Annotated in this window: 15 protein-coding genes and 1 pseudogene; 10 read left to right on the top strand and 6 right to left on the bottom strand. The window is 68.1% G+C overall.

Features of this window, described 5'->3' with window-relative positions:
- The first annotated feature begins 121 nt into the window (after positions 1–121).
- The 6 genes and pseudogenes from msrA to E1294_RS15875 all read left to right on the top strand — a co-directional run bounded on the left by msrA (position 122) and on the right by E1294_RS15875 (position 3503).
- Entirely contained in the window at positions 122–784 is a 663-nt protein-coding gene (msrA, locus tag E1294_RS15900; RefSeq protein WP_132509242.1) for a peptide-methionine (S)-S-oxide reductase MsrA, read from the top strand.
- A gap of 148 nt (positions 785–932) precedes the next feature.
- Complete coding sequence (locus tag E1294_RS15895; RefSeq protein ID WP_132509240.1) at positions 933–1277, top strand: type II toxin-antitoxin system RelE/ParE family toxin; 345 nt, start codon at positions 933–935, stop codon at positions 1275–1277.
- Positions 1277–1579 carry a helix-turn-helix domain-containing protein gene (locus tag E1294_RS15890; RefSeq protein ID WP_342775053.1) on the top strand — a complete coding sequence of 101 codons (303 nt, stop codon included), beginning with the start codon at positions 1277–1279 and terminating at the stop codon, positions 1577–1579. Before E1294_RS15895 ends, E1294_RS15890 begins: the two co-directional genes overlap by 1 nt.
- Positions 1580–1607: 28 nt before the next feature.
- A pseudogene (locus E1294_RS57745) lies at positions 1608–1706 on the top strand (peptide-methionine (S)-S-oxide reductase MsrA); the annotation flags it as partial.
- Positions 1707–2275: 569 nt separating this feature from the next.
- Positions 2276–3103, top strand: a complete 828-nt coding sequence (locus tag E1294_RS15880) for an NAD(P)-binding domain-containing protein (RefSeq protein WP_165977316.1) — start codon at positions 2276–2278, stop codon at positions 3101–3103.
- Between the two features lie 46 nt (positions 3104–3149).
- Positions 3150–3503, top strand: coding sequence for a winged helix-turn-helix transcriptional regulator (locus tag E1294_RS15875; protein WP_165977315.1), 354 nt, complete (start codon positions 3150–3152; stop codon positions 3501–3503).
- A 144-nt stretch (positions 3504–3647) separates the two neighbouring features.
- On the opposite strand, the gene E1294_RS15870 is transcribed toward E1294_RS15875, so the two are convergent.
- From E1294_RS15870 to E1294_RS15850, 5 genes are all read right to left on the bottom strand, one after another.
- Positions 3648–4088 carry a chymotrypsin family serine protease gene (locus E1294_RS15870; protein WP_132509234.1) on the bottom strand — a complete coding sequence of 147 codons (441 nt, stop codon included), beginning with the start codon at positions 4086–4088 and terminating at the stop codon, positions 3648–3650.
- Positions 4089–4287: 199 nt separating this feature from the next.
- Positions 4288–4560 (bottom strand): hypothetical protein, encoded by a 273-nt coding sequence (locus E1294_RS15865; RefSeq protein ID WP_132509232.1) that lies wholly within the window; start codon positions 4558–4560, stop codon positions 4288–4290.
- Positions 4561–4824: 264 nt separating this feature from the next.
- Positions 4825–6018, bottom strand: coding sequence for an ROK family transcriptional regulator (locus E1294_RS15860; protein ID WP_181958502.1), 1194 nt, complete (start codon positions 6016–6018; stop codon positions 4825–4827).
- Positions 6019–6263: 245 nt separating this feature from the next.
- Complete coding sequence (locus E1294_RS55805; RefSeq protein ID WP_165977314.1) at positions 6264–8510, bottom strand: fibronectin type III domain-containing protein; 2247 nt, start codon at positions 8508–8510, stop codon at positions 6264–6266.
- Between the two features lie 291 nt (positions 8511–8801).
- On the bottom strand, positions 8802–9449 hold the full coding sequence (locus tag E1294_RS15850) for a TetR/AcrR family transcriptional regulator (protein ID WP_132509228.1): 648 nt from the start codon (positions 9447–9449) through the stop codon (positions 8802–8804).
- A gap of 281 nt (positions 9450–9730) precedes the next feature.
- Between E1294_RS15850 and E1294_RS15845 the strand changes: the two genes are divergently transcribed.
- Positions 9731–10498, top strand: coding sequence for a class I SAM-dependent methyltransferase (locus E1294_RS15845; protein WP_132509226.1), 768 nt, complete (start codon positions 9731–9733; stop codon positions 10496–10498).
- An 89-nt stretch (positions 10499–10587) separates the two neighbouring features.
- Here E1294_RS15845 and E1294_RS15840 read toward each other — a convergent pair whose 3' ends face one another.
- The gene (locus tag E1294_RS15840) at positions 10588–11019 is read right to left on the bottom strand and encodes a DUF6157 family protein (protein WP_220447767.1); all 432 of its coding nucleotides are present in this window, start codon (positions 11017–11019) and stop codon (positions 10588–10590) included.
- A gap of 291 nt (positions 11020–11310) precedes the next feature.
- Between E1294_RS15840 and E1294_RS15835 the strand changes: the two genes are divergently transcribed.
- The 3 genes from E1294_RS15835 (at position 11311) to E1294_RS15825 (ending at position 12686) form a co-directional block, all read left to right on the top strand.
- Positions 11311–11730, top strand: coding sequence for a VOC family protein (locus tag E1294_RS15835; protein WP_132509222.1), 420 nt, complete (start codon positions 11311–11313; stop codon positions 11728–11730).
- Positions 11731–11808: 78 nt separating this feature from the next.
- Positions 11809–12180: an MmcQ/YjbR family DNA-binding protein gene (locus E1294_RS15830; RefSeq protein ID WP_132509220.1), complete on the top strand. Its 372-nt coding sequence runs from the start codon at positions 11809–11811 to the stop codon at positions 12178–12180.
- A gap of 11 nt (positions 12181–12191) precedes the next feature.
- Positions 12192–12686 (top strand): GNAT family N-acetyltransferase, encoded by a 495-nt coding sequence (locus E1294_RS15825; protein WP_246083045.1) that lies wholly within the window; start codon positions 12192–12194, stop codon positions 12684–12686.
- Positions 12687–12788 lie beyond the last annotated feature (102 nt).

Raw genomic sequence — 12788 nt, 5'->3', positions numbered from 1 at the left:
GTACTTCAGTTTCGGGCATTACCACCCTTAAACACAAACCTGTTCCTCTATAGGGAATTATTCAGGAGCCCTTAAGTGTTGGCGCGTATGTAAGCTGAGGGAAGACCTCTGGAGGTGCGTTATGGGCTGGCTGTTCGGCGGCAACAAGACATCGATGGTCCGACCGGAGGACACCCTGCCGGGGCGCGCGGAGCCTATCCCCGTGCCGGACCGCCACGCCGTCCTCGACGCCCCCCTCGCCCCGCCGTACACACCGGGGCTGGAGGTCGCCGACTTCGGCCTCGGCTGCTTCTGGGGCGCCGAGCGCACGTTCTGGCAGACCCCGGGCGTCGTCACGACGGCCGTCGGCTACCAGGGCGGCCACACCCCCAACCCGACGTACGACGAGGTCTGCAGCGGCCTCACCGGGCACGCGGAGGTCGTCAGGGTCGTCCTCGACCCGGCGAAGGTGTCGTACGAAGAGCTCCTCAAGATCTTCTGGGAGGCTCACGACCCGACGCAGGGCATGCGCCAGGGCAACGACGTCGGCACCCAATATCGTTCGGCCATCTACTACCACTCCCCGGAGCAGCAGAAGGCCGCCGAGACGTCGCGTGACGCCTACCAGAAGGTGCTGAAGCAGGCCGGGTACGCCGACATCACAACCGAGCTCGCCCCCGCCGGCCCCTTCTACTTCGCCGAGGACTATCACCAGCAATACCTGTACAAAGTGCCCAATGGGTACTGCGGGATCGGTGGCACGGGCGTCGCCTGCCCGGTCGGGCTCACGTCCGGCGAGGTGTAGGGCCGCGGGAGCCGTGGACACCGGTCTCGAGGGCTTCCTTGTTGCCTCCTGTGTCCGCTGAAGTAGCTATGGGTAGTTGTGGCATCACTTCGGGCGGTCAAAATTCTGCGATCGGATCGGGGAGTCCTGCTGCCATAGCATCGTTGCTATGGTCTGGGGTAGCGTAGGGCTGGAACCGGAAGTTCGGGAGTGGCTGGAGAAGCTTTCGGCAGAGTCGTTCGCGCGAGCGGCTTTCTATGTCGATCTGCTGGCGGCGGAAGGCCCGCTGCTGGGAGAGCCGTACACGCGACAGCTCGATGGCAAGCTGCGCGAGCTGCGGTTCTACCTTGATGATCTGACAATGCGGATCAGCTACTGGATCGCTTCGGATCGGCGGATCATCCTTCTGACTGTTTTCCGCAAAACACGAATGAGGGAAGATCGAGAAGTGGAGCGGGCGCGGCGGGCGTTGTCCCGTTGCAAGGACGAGGCGCACTCGGTGGACGAGGAGTGATGATGACCGAGCGGACCGATTGGGCTGATCTTCGTGACCGACGACTGTCCGAGCCCAGGGCGGCCGAGGCGTACGATGCGGCTCGTCTCGCCTTCGAACTCGGTCGGGCAGTACGACAGATGCGCGAATCTCGCGGGTGGAGCCAGAGTGAGCTGGCTCGTGCGGCTGGCATGACGCAGTCAGCGGTGGCCCGTTTCGAAGGAGGAGGTACCGTGCCGACGCTGCCGGTCCTCGAGCGACTGGCCAGGGCTCTGGGCGCCGAGCTGGAGGTGCGAATCAGTCCACGTGCTCCCGCGGCCTGAGCCTGATTTATCGCGCGAGATGAAGTGCTACCACCAGCAATATCTCTACAAAGTGCCCAATGGCTACTGCGGCATCGGCGGCACCGGAGTCTCCTGTCCGGTCGCAAGATGTCCGCATCAAGGGTGATCGCCTGAGGTGGCACCTGTCCCGGCTGAAGATCGAGCCGGTTACCGAGGATATCTCGTCGCGAGCGATCGAGCGTCTTCGAGATGTCCGCCTGCACGGTCACAAGTGCGCCATTGACGCTGTGGTCGCGGTCACCGCACTGCGCTCGGTGCGCCCTGCCGTCGTTCTGACGTCCGACGAGGACGACATGAGCAAACTGTGCGGGAAAGCAGTGCAGGTGGTCCCTGTCTGAGACGGCTGAGGTGCCCAACGGGTATTGCGGTATGGGGGTTACTCCAACCTGTAATGGGAGCGACTCACCTCATGCATCGAAATCATCGACGACTTTAGCCTGTGCCGCGTTGCCGGGCCCAGAGGAAAACAGCCAGGGTCATACTCCGGCCGTAGATCGTGATCTTGCCGCTGGAGCCGCGTCATCAAGCACGCGTCCGAGCCGGCCACGACGAACGTCCCAGCCGCCGGTGAACAGTGAAGATCACCACCTGAGGCTTGAGCACTAACCTCCACGTAACCACGCACTTTGAAGTGCGTTCTTGTGGCGCGTACCGACCCGAGTGAACAGTGTTCCCATGAATATGCGACATGAACGAATCAGCATCGTCGGTCTGGGAGCCATGGGGAGCGCACTCGCGAGCGCGCTCCTCGAAGCCGGTCGCGAGGTGACGGTCTGGAACCGTACGCCCGGGAAAGCGGGCGAACTCGTTGCGCGCGGTGCGCGGGAGGCGTCGAGCGTGGAGGAGGCGATCGGGGCGGGCGGCCTGACGGTCGCCTGCCTGCTGGACGACGCCAGCGTCCGGGAGGCGCTCGGACCGGCCTTGCGCAAGCCGGCCGGCGGGACGCTCGTCAACCTCACCAGCGGCTCTGTACGTCAGGCACGCGAGCTCGCCGGATGGCTCGGTGGGTACGGGGTGCGCTTCCTCGCCGGCGGGATCATGGCCGTGCCTCCGACGGTGGGGACGGAGGGATCCTTCATCCTCTACAGCGGTGCGCGTGACCTGTTCGACCGTGTCGCCCCGGTGCTCGGCCCCATCGGCCGTCCTCATTGGGTGGGCGAGGACCCGGGACTCGCGGCGCTGTACGATATGGCCGCGCTCAGCGGCATGTACGGCATGGGCGCCGGGGCAGACCACGCCGTGGCACTGGTCCACGCGGAAGGCGGCGACGTGGAGACGTTCAAGCGCGAGGTGCTCCGGCCGTGGATGGAGCAGATGCTTCCGATCACGGTCGCCGGCGCCGACGTGAGCGAATCCGTCCCCGACGAGTACAACCCCGCGATGCAGGCGACCGGCCTGGAGACCATCCTCTCCGCCTCCGCGGAGGCGGGTGTGCCCGCGGATCTGGCCGGACACCTGCGCTCCTCGCTGTGGCGGATGCAGCGCGCCGTCACCGCCGGCTGAGCCCGTACCAGGGCATCCAGGAGTAGGGCGGCGCGGTCCGGCTATCATGAGACGGGTGCGTAACCCGCCCTACATCTGTGCCCTCGACGCCGCGATGGACGTCGTCGGAGGCAAGTGGAAAGCGCTGATTCTCTGGGCGCTGGACGAGCGGCTCCACCGATTCGGGGAGTTGCGCCGCAGCCTCCCCGGCGTCAGTGAGAAGGTGCTCGCCCAGCAACTACGCGAGCTCGAGGCGGACGGGATCGTCCGGCGGACCGTGTTCGAGGAGACACCGCCCCGAGTCGAATACGAGCTGACCGACGAAGGGGTTGCGCTTTACGCGGCGCTCGGCGCTCTGGGGGAATGGAGCGTCCGTCGCATGCGCAAGCTCGATATCGTCCCCACCCACGGCAAGGAATAAGCCGAGGTGTGAAGGCCGTCTGACAGCGTTCGTACGGGAGGCGCAGGACAACGACTTTCGAGTCGTGATCAGCGCCATGACACCGATGGAGGCACCAGTCATCGGCGTCAATAGCCCGTTCTTCCAGATCGTCGCAGGGCGCATCTAGCGCGTAAGGACGTTGACGTCCATGAGCGGGAAGTTCGCCACCTCGGTGAACAGGGCGCGCTCCTTGCCGCCGATCGACCTCCAGCCGTGGTGGACACCGTAGGCGGTGGTGGTGTAGTACCAGGGTCCGCCGCTGTCCCCGTTGTCAGTGGTGTGCGCCGTCACGGCGACAATGTCGCAGAAGTCGCCGCTGCAGACGTCGAGCGCGAAGACGGGCGCCGAGCAGTCCCTGCCCGTCGTACGGCCGAAGTGGCAGATGCTCTGGTCGAGCACCGGACGCCTGACGCTGGAGACATCGCGTACGTTGTCCCACGTGTACCAGCCGTAGCGGGCCTGGGCCTCGGTCAGGGAGAGCCCTCTCTGCTCGGCGACCAGCGCGACGTCCTCGTCCTCGGCGGAGGCGGCCGACCATGAGCCCGCCTGCGCGGAAGCGTTCATGGAAAAGGTCGTAAGGCGATCAGCGTGGCGGCGAGCGAGAGAATTAATTGTCTGCGCATTTATCGTCCTTCCTTGCCGACTTGAACAAGTCCGTCCGGACGCTGGAACGATTCATGTGCCCGTCCTGGCCCTGGGCGGGCAGCACGCGGTCCCTTTCCGATGTCTCGCCGTCGTTCACGGCGATCGCCTTGTCGCCGGATCATTCCCGCCAGATGTAGAGCTCGTACACTCGTACGCCGCCGATGGTCGCGAGATCGCACCGGTAGGAGCCGCCGTACTGTTTGCCGGCGTTGTTGCAGTCGATTCCCCCCTGAGTGGTGCCGGGGTACCACCGGATGAGGTCCCAGTAACCAGCCGGCTTGACCGGCCCTGTGGTCGCGGCCGCTGCGGCGGGCGCCGTCAGGGCGGCGGCGCCGGCGGCCACGGTCAAGCCGAGAGCGAAGGCGCCGACGGCGCGTCTCATGGTGAACATGTGTGTCTCCCGTTTCTTCGTTGGCCATTCAACGAGACGCCGCCGAACGGTTCCGGACGTGCGGAGGCTCGCCGGTCGCACCGCGGATGCAGCTGTCAAATGGCGTTTGTTTCGACCCGTGTGAAATGTACAACCGCAGTGGCGGTTCGCCTTATCAGCCAGTGCACAAATCCTTGACATTCTCTCCAGAAAAGGATTGGTGCTTCGATCGTCTCCGTGCCACTGCGGGAACGGGGAAACGGCCGGTCGGCCGCACCACGTGGGTCATCTCGTCGTGCGGGTGAGCACGCCCAGCGGGTCGGCCAGCAGGTCGGAGAAGCCGAGTTCGGCGGCGCCGACCAGGGTGGCGTCGTCTCCGAGCGCCGAGGTGCGCAGCCTCACCCGTTCGCGGGCGACGGGCAGCACGTTGGTGGCGATGCGGGCGCGCACCTGGGTTGCCGCGCCCGGGTACATGTCGCGCAGCATGCCGCCGAAGACGACCATGCCGGGATTGAAGAGATTGATGAGGTTGGCCACGCCGATGCCGAGCCAGTCGCCGACCTGGTGCAGCGCCTCCTGGGCTGCGGAATCGCCGCGGTCGGCGTCGTCGACCACGGCTCGTACGGCGTCGCGGCCGAACAGGTCGGCGGGCCGGCCCGCGGCGTCGAGGAGCGCCCGCTCGCCGACCTCCGCCTCCAGGCAACCATGTGAGCCACATCCGCAGGGACGCCCGTTGTACGGGTTCACCACCATGTGCCCCAGTTCGCACCCGTAGCCGCCGTCGCCGTCCAGCAGCTTGCCGCCCACGATGATGCCGCCGCCCACGCCGACGTCCCCGTGGAGATAGATCAGGTTCTGGAAGCCGGAGCCCGCTCCGCGTTGTTGCTCGGCCAGCGCGCCGAGGTGTGCCTCGTTGCCCACGGACACGGGCAGGCCGAGGCCCAGCCGGCGGCCGAGCTCGGTGCCGAACGCCTGGTCCACCCAGCCCATGTCGGGGCCGAAGCGCACCATGCCGTCGCCGGGCCGGATCATGCCGCAGTAGGACGCGCCGACGCCGACGCACACGGAGTCCGGAGGGGCCGTACGGTGCAGCTGACGGCCGAACCGGGCGAGCACCTCGACCACGCGGTCGAGGTCGGCTCCGGCGCGCGGGCGGACGGCTTCCCGGCGATCCAGCATGATCCCGCCGAGCGCGACCCGGGCGGCGACCAGCCGGTCCACGGCGACGTCGAAGGCGAGCACGTAGACCTGGCCGGAGTCGGGGCGGACCACCAGCGACGGCCGTCCCGCCCGGCCGGTGTCGGCGGGAAGCTCTTCGCGGACCAGGCCCGCAGTGGCGAGCTCGGTGGTCAGCGCCATGATGGTGCTGCGGTTCAGCCTCATCCGCTCGGCCAGCGCCGTGCGGGAGACCGCGCCGCCCAGGTGCACGTGTCGGAGCAGGGTGCCGGCGTTGTGCCGGCGGATCTCCTCCTGGGCCAACCTGACCTCCGGGATCGTCCCGTTTCCTCAGTATCTGATCTGGACGATACTCCGGGCAACGGCCCCCGGGATCCCGGCCTGTTGCACAACTCCCGCTATGCCCTGCTGGTCGAGCGCGCCGTTCGGCACCGAGTTGCGTGCGGCCGCCGCACCCCTCCTCCGCGCGTCCGTGCCGAGTCACGCATGGCCACGGCCGTGGCCGCGGGGCCCACCCACGCCCGCGAGGGGTGGGTGGGCCCCGGGCGTCAGACGCAGGTGTATCCGGACGGGAGCGCGGTGTCGCCGTTCGGGCGGCTCACCTGGAAGCCGACGCCGCCGGTGCCGGCTCCGGGGGCGAGGGTGCCGTTGTGGCCGACGTTCCTGATGGACACGGTCTGTCCGCTGACGGTGGTGGTGCCGTTCCACGAGCCGGTCAGCGTGTGCCCCGCCGGCAGGGTGAAGGTGACGGCCCAGCCGGTGATCGTCGAAGTGCCGGTGTTGGTGACGGTGAGCGGCTGGATGACGTACCCGGTGCCCCACTGGGTCTGGACGGTGGCCTCGGCCGTGCAGCCTCCGGTGGACGTGCCGGGCCGGGTGGTGACCTGGGTGGTGTTCGAGACTGGTGAGGTGTTGCCCGCGGCGTCCCTGGCCCTGACCTGGTAGCGGTAGGTGGTGTCGGGGGTCAGGCCCGTGTCGTTGTACGAGGTCGTGGCCGAGGTGCCGACCTGGGCGAACATGCCGCCGCTCGCGCCGGGAGCGCGCAGGATGTCGTAGCCGGAGACGCCTTCGTTGTCCGTCGAGGCCGTCCAGGTCAGGCTCGTGCCGGTGGACGTCGTTCCTGAGGCCGCCAGTCCGGCCGGAGCCGTCGGCGGCGAGGTGTCGCCACCGCCGCCGGTCGTGGTGAACGTGACCGAGGGCGAGTTGCCGGACACGTTGCCCGCGCCGTCACGCGCCCGTACGTACACCTGGTATTCGGTGTTCGCGGTCAGGCCGGTGAGGGTGATCGAGTTGGTCGTCGCCTGGCCGAGTTGCGGGTCGGTGGCGCCCTGCTCCCGGTAGACGGTGTAGCCGGCCAGGCCGGAACCGCCCTGGTCGGTGGAGGCGGTCCAGGCCAGCCTGGCGCTGGTGGCGGTCACGTCGGACGCGTTGGGCGAGCCCGGCGTGACCGGCGCGGTGATGTCGCCGGAACCGTCGCCGAGGGTCGGCGTCTGCCAGTCTCGCCACTCGGCCAGGTTGCCCTGCGCCCTGGACGAGATCCTCATTGCGCCGGGTGCGTTGCCCGTCTTGAGGAGGAACTTCTGGATGTGCTGCTGTAGCGGGGTACGCCATTCTGCCCGGTTGGCGCAGTGACTGCCGTCCTGGACGTCGGACCAGTAGGTGATGTTCTCTCCGGCGCCGAGCGCTTTGTACACCTCAGCGCCTCCGAGGGCCGCCACGCTGGCCGACCTGGGACCCAGGTTGGTGATGTGGGGGTTGTCCATGATGAACAGCCCGCGCGGGGCGATCATGGCCACTGCTTCGTGCGTGTCCACAGGGAGCCGGTTCGGGCTGCTGGTGAAGGAGCCGAACGCGTCTCCCAGCCACGGTTGCTCGCCGTACGCGCTGCTCAGGCTCTGGGCGCCCTCCCCGGGGATGCCGCGGAAGATGGGCACGCCGGCGCTGCCCGACTCGATCGGCATGGTCAACGCGATGCGCTGGTCGAACGCGCCGACCACGAAGGCGCCCTTGCCGAACCGCGAGCATCCGGTGACGCCGGTGGCATCCGCTCTGAGGATGCCGCCGCCCGACTGCTCGATGACGTCGATGATGCGGCTCACGCCCCAGGCCCAGGCGACCAGCAGCCCGGTGCTGCTCGACGAGCCGTACACGCTGTAGAACGCGCCTTGCTTGTTGTTGCGCGGTGTGCCCTCCCTGCCGACCGCGTAGGGGTCGTAGCTGATGACCGCCGCCCCCGCAGCCCTGATGGCCGCCGTGTCGGCGCCGAACCCTCCCAGGACCACGACCGCGGGGAACGGCCCAGAACCGCTCGGCAGCGAGACGCTCGCCGAGAAGCTGGAGCTTCTGCCGTTGTGGTTGACGTTCACCGTGATGCCGGTGCTGGAGACCGTGCCCGTGACGCTCGCCGGCTTCGCGGGCTTCTCGCCGTAGACGAATCTCTCCGCCAGCTTCTTGATCTCCGCCCGCCGGCAGCGCCAGTCGGACCTGGTGGTGATGCGCGTGCCGTCCAGCTTCATGAAGGGGTCGGGAAGCCGGGAGTTGGACGGCAGCGATCCTTCGCCGGGCAGGCCGGGCACCGCGCAGTCGGCGCCTTCGTCCTCGACGCCGGCCGCGAAAGGCGCCGCCGGCGCCTCGGCGAGCGTCCCGGGCGCCTCGGCCAGTGTCCCGGGGCTCTTGGCGAGCGTCCCGGGCGCCTCGGCGAGTGCCGCCGTTTCCGCTCCAGCGACCCAGAGTGCCGCTGCCACCAGCGCGACGGCCGCTGTTCGGATCGTTGAGCGGCCCGAGCTCCTGATCACTGAGGCTCTCCTTCCGGGCGGGGGGTGCGGGCGACGATCGCCGATCGATCGACGGCACGGGCTGTTCACCGCGCGTGTCCAGCCGCTGATCAGTGTGAGAATCGTCCCGAAACATGTCAACACAACATAGAAATTTTCGGGCTTCCGTGGCGGCAGTGCCTCGATGACCAGGCGCTGCCGGCGGCATGTGGATGAAAGTTGCGGGAGCCGGTAGGGCCTTTTCCCGGTCGTCGTCGCGCTCCGAAAGTTTCGGAGCTCCGGGCCGGAAGTAGCACAGGCGGCCGGGTGCTTCTACAGCGGCGTCGCGCCGGCCTGTTCCTGTCGCGGGGTCGGGTGGTGGGGGAGCCCGGCCATGGCGACGTCGAGGGCACGGGTGATGTCCTCGATCAGGGCGACGCCGTGCCGCCCGTTCTCGATGGCGGCGCGGCCCGCGCTCGCCAGCGCCCCGACCATGGCTCCGATGAGGGCGTGCGCGGTGATGTCGTCCAGCTCGGGGAACGCCTCCCGCAGCGCCTTCGCCCACTCGTGCTGGATGTCGAAGAGCCATCTCAGCGCGATCGCGCGCAGCGCGGGCACGGCGAAGATGAGTTGTGTGCGGATCACGATCAGATCCTCGGCGGGATCGATGCTCCACCGCCCGGGCTCCAGTGCCACGGCGAAAACCCGCCGAAGCAGGCTTTCGAGTGACTCTCCCGGGCGGGGCGCGGAGGCCAGCGCTCGTATGGCGTCGACCCGCTCGGGATAGTCGGCGAAGACGATGTCCTCTTTCGCGGGGAAGTGCTTGTAGAAGGTCGCGGGCGACAACTCGGAGGCCGCGCAGATGTCGGCCACGGTGGTCTGGTCGTATCCCCGCTCCGCGAACAGCCGCAGCCCCGTGTGGATCAGGGTCTGGCGCGTGCGCCGCCTCTTGCGCTCCCGCAGGCCGATCTGCTCCGCCATGGGCTCAGCATAGTAGACAGTGTACGAAGATATGCTTTCTCTAAAAGTAGAGACCTTTCCTCCTCCTCGCGGGGAGGCCGTCGCGGCCCGCCTCCCGGGTCCGTGCCGCGACCCGGCGGAAACTCGCTGGACGCCGGGCCCGCGTGCTGCCTACTGTTGATCGCCCAAGAGCACCGTCACGGAAGGCGAACGATGAGGCGGAGGAGTCCGCAGGAGAAGAAGTGGCTGAGCCGCGCCGAACGCCGCGTCCAGCGGGCCCGGCGGCGGATGGGGTGTGCGGCATGACGGGGGCCGGTGAGCCGGAGTACGCCCAGGAGCGCATCTGGGACGCTGAGACCGCCCGGCTCTATGACACGCCGGGCACCGGCATGTTCGCGTCCGAGGTGCTGGAGCCGACCGTCGACCGCCTCGCCGAGCTCGCGGGCGACGGGCAGGCGCTCGAGTTCGCCATCGGGACCGGCCGCGTGGCCGTGCCGCTCGCCGAGCGTGGGGTGCTTGTCACCGGCATCGAGCTGTCCACGCCGATGATCGAGCAGCTGCGCACGAAGGTGGACGAAGCGGCGATCCCGGTGATCAACGGCGACATGGCGACCGCTTCCGCCCCGGGGAAATACTCTCTCGTCTATCTCGTCTTCAACACGATCTCCAACCTGCTCACCCAGGCCGAACAGGTCGCGTGCTTCCGCAACGCCGCTCGCCATCTCGAGCCCGGCGGGCGGTTCGTGATCGAGTTGTGGGTGCCCGAACTGCGCAAGCTGCCACCGGGCCAGCAGGCGACGGTCTTCACCGCCGAGCCCGGCTACATCGGCCTGGACACCTACGACGTGCTGCGCCAGCTGGTCGTGTCGCACCACTTCAGGTTCGACGAGAGCAGGCAGGCCCAGCTGTTCCGCAGCCCGCACCGCTACATCTGGCCGGCCGAGCTCGACCTCATGGCGAAGCTGGCCGGGTTCGAGCTGGAGACCAGGCACGCCGACTGGGCCGGCGCCGACTTCACCGCGGAGTCACGTTCTCACGTGTCCGTCTACCGCCTCCCGCAGGACCGCTGACCCGCCTCCGGACTCACCGGCTGCCTCCGGACTCACCGGCTGCCTCCGGACTCACCGGCTTCCCCCGGACTCACCGGCTTCCCCCGGACTCACCGGCTTGCGCCCGGCCGGCCGCGGCTCGACCGCATGGCCTTGAGGACCTTGACGTCCTCGCGGTGGAGGCCGGCGCGGTAGTCCTCGGATTCCATCGGGCACAGTGCCACCCGGCCCTCGGCATCGAACAGCAGGCCGAACCCGTACTTCTTGGGCAGCGGCGAGGCGCGCAGGCAGGCCTGGGACTTGGCGAAGAAGGTGTCCCGCAACGCGGCCACCTCGTCGTCCGTCCTGTCTTCGCAGCCCGGCTGGCGCATGAGCCAGGACCTGAAGAGGACGTCCTCCTGGGTCAGCTCGTACGGCCGCCCGGCGAGCAGCTCGTGTTGCAGGACGGCGACCGTCTTCCTGCCGTTGTGCGGGGCCGGCACGACGCTGCGCTCCACCGGGCAGTCGTCGGAGACGGCGATCAAGGTGCTGAAATAGTCCACCACGTCATCATCGCTCTCATTGCGGGGTGCGCGCGCCCTCCGGGTTCGGCCCGTCCGGCCACGGGCCGTCATGATGAATCCGAAAGCCTGCGACTATTATTGGCCCCGGTGGCGATGATCTCCATCACACCCGCATTGTGCGGAGGAATGTCGCGGCCGGCTCAACCGTGCAGGTCATCACCGCTAACTTGACGTTAACCACGTGTTTCGCGGAGGCAGAAATTCGTGGGCAGGTGGTTCTGCAGGTGGACAAGGAGCGGCGGGCGGCAGATATTGGAGCAGGAGGTTTTCATGGATGTGTGCCTTGACCATCTCGTCTGCTGGGTTGCCGACCAGCGCAGGTCCCTGCATTTCTACGAGCAGGTGCTCGGGCTGCCCGGGGTGCGGACGGAGGAGTTTCGCGATGGCAAGGCGGCCTTTCCCAGCGTGCGGATCTCGGCCGGGACGATCCTCGATCTCATGGCGTACGACGCCTTAAAAGGGGTGGACGAGCACACCGGCGTGAAGGGCAGCGCCGGGCATCCGATCAATCATTTCTGCCTGTCGGTGAGCAGGGAGGATTTCGACGCCCTCCAGGTCCGGTTGAAACAGCACGGAGTGGAGATCTCCGGCACCGCGACCAACACCTTCGGCGCCCAGGGCATCGCTCCCGAGGCGATTTACTTTCCTGATCCCGATGGCAACGTGCTGGAAGTCCGCTATTACGATTGATCGTTCTGGGGAGGCGGCCGGCACGGTGCGTCCGCCGCGGCCAGGGAAGTGTCGGCCGCGTCTGGTACACAGGCGGGCATGGGTGTGAGCGTCGATGAGTTCCTTGAGTTGCTGAACGAGCTGCCCGAGGTCCGGATGAGCCATGGCAGCGAGTGGATCGGGCTCAAGGTGCGTGACAAGGGCTTCGGCTACCTGTGGGAGGCGACCGAGACCGTCGGGCTCAAGGCCACGATCGAGGAGCAGATCGCCCTCGTGACCGAGCGGCCAGAGGTGTTCGAGGTGCAGTTCACGGCCGGGCGGTTCGGCTGGGTGGTGGTCCACCTCGACAGGATCGACTCTGACGAGCTGTTCGAGCTGGTGGCCGAGGCCTGGTGCCTGACCGCGCCGAAGCAGCTGGTGGCCGATTTCGAAGCCACCCACCAGATCGGGCAACAGGTGCAGCCTGGGTAATCTCGGGCAGCGTGACCCCTGTGAACATGCGGCTGCGGGAGTGGCGCGACGACGACGCCCCGGCCGTGTTGCGCGCCTTCCAGTCTCCGGATCTGCGGCACCAGGCGCCGTGGCCCGTCGTCACCCTCCAGGACGCCGTGGGCTGGATCGCCGCCTGGCCGGGGGCCGGTCACGCCTTCGCCGTGACGATCGGCGAGCTGGTCGTGGGCAACGTCGCGGTCGCCGGGATCGACGCCCACGGTAACGGCTGGGTGTCCTACTGGGTCGTGCCGGCGTACAGAGGGCGGGGCATCGCGGCGGCGGCCACCGACGAGCTGGCCCGGTGGGCGTTCGGCGAGCGCGGCCTTCACCGGCTGGAGCTGGGGCACCGCACGGACAATCCGGCGTCGTGCCGGGTCGCCACCAAGGCGGGCTTCCGCCCCGAAGGGATCGAGCGGGCCAAGCTCTGCTACGACGGCGTGCGCTACGACGTCGAGCGTCACGCCCGGCTCGCGACCGATCGCTGAGCCGGTGCTGCGCTCCCACGCCGCAGCCGGTGGTGGGCTGCCAGGAGGTCGGCTGGGCGGGATGCCAGGAGTCCGGCCGGGTGGGGTGGCTAGGAGTGGGTG

Source organism: Nonomuraea diastatica, from assembly GCF_004349015.1.
Taxonomy (GTDB): domain Bacteria; phylum Actinomycetota; class Actinomycetes; order Streptosporangiales; family Streptosporangiaceae; genus Nonomuraea; species Nonomuraea diastatica.
This window is presented reverse-complemented; position numbering and strand designations above follow the sequence as displayed.

Coding starts and splice junctions, on each gene's coding strand:
- msrA (WP_132509242.1), top strand. CDS start 122: ATGGGCTGGCTGTTCGGCGGCAACAAGACATCGATGGTCCGACCGGAG.
- E1294_RS15895 (WP_132509240.1), top strand. CDS start 933: ATGGTCTGGGGTAGCGTAGGGCTGGAACCGGAAGTTCGGGAGTGGCTG.
- E1294_RS15890 (WP_342775053.1), top strand. CDS start 1,277: ATGATGACCGAGCGGACCGATTGGGCTGATCTTCGTGACCGACGACTG.
- E1294_RS15880 (WP_165977316.1), top strand. CDS start 2,276: ATGAATATGCGACATGAACGAATCAGCATCGTCGGTCTGGGAGCCATG.
- E1294_RS15875 (WP_165977315.1), top strand. CDS start 3,150: ATGAGACGGGTGCGTAACCCGCCCTACATCTGTGCCCTCGACGCCGCG.
- E1294_RS15870 (WP_132509234.1), bottom strand. CDS start 4,088: ATGAACGCTTCCGCGCAGGCGGGCTCATGGTCGGCCGCCTCCGCCGAG.
- E1294_RS15865 (WP_132509232.1), bottom strand. CDS start 4,560: ATGTTCACCATGAGACGCGCCGTCGGCGCCTTCGCTCTCGGCTTGACC.
- E1294_RS15850 (WP_132509228.1), bottom strand. CDS start 9,449: ATGGCGGAGCAGATCGGCCTGCGGGAGCGCAAGAGGCGGCGCACGCGC.
- E1294_RS15845 (WP_132509226.1), top strand. CDS start 9,731: ATGACGGGGGCCGGTGAGCCGGAGTACGCCCAGGAGCGCATCTGGGAC.
- E1294_RS15835 (WP_132509222.1), top strand. CDS start 11,311: ATGGATGTGTGCCTTGACCATCTCGTCTGCTGGGTTGCCGACCAGCGC.
- E1294_RS15830 (WP_132509220.1), top strand. CDS start 11,809: ATGGGTGTGAGCGTCGATGAGTTCCTTGAGTTGCTGAACGAGCTGCCC.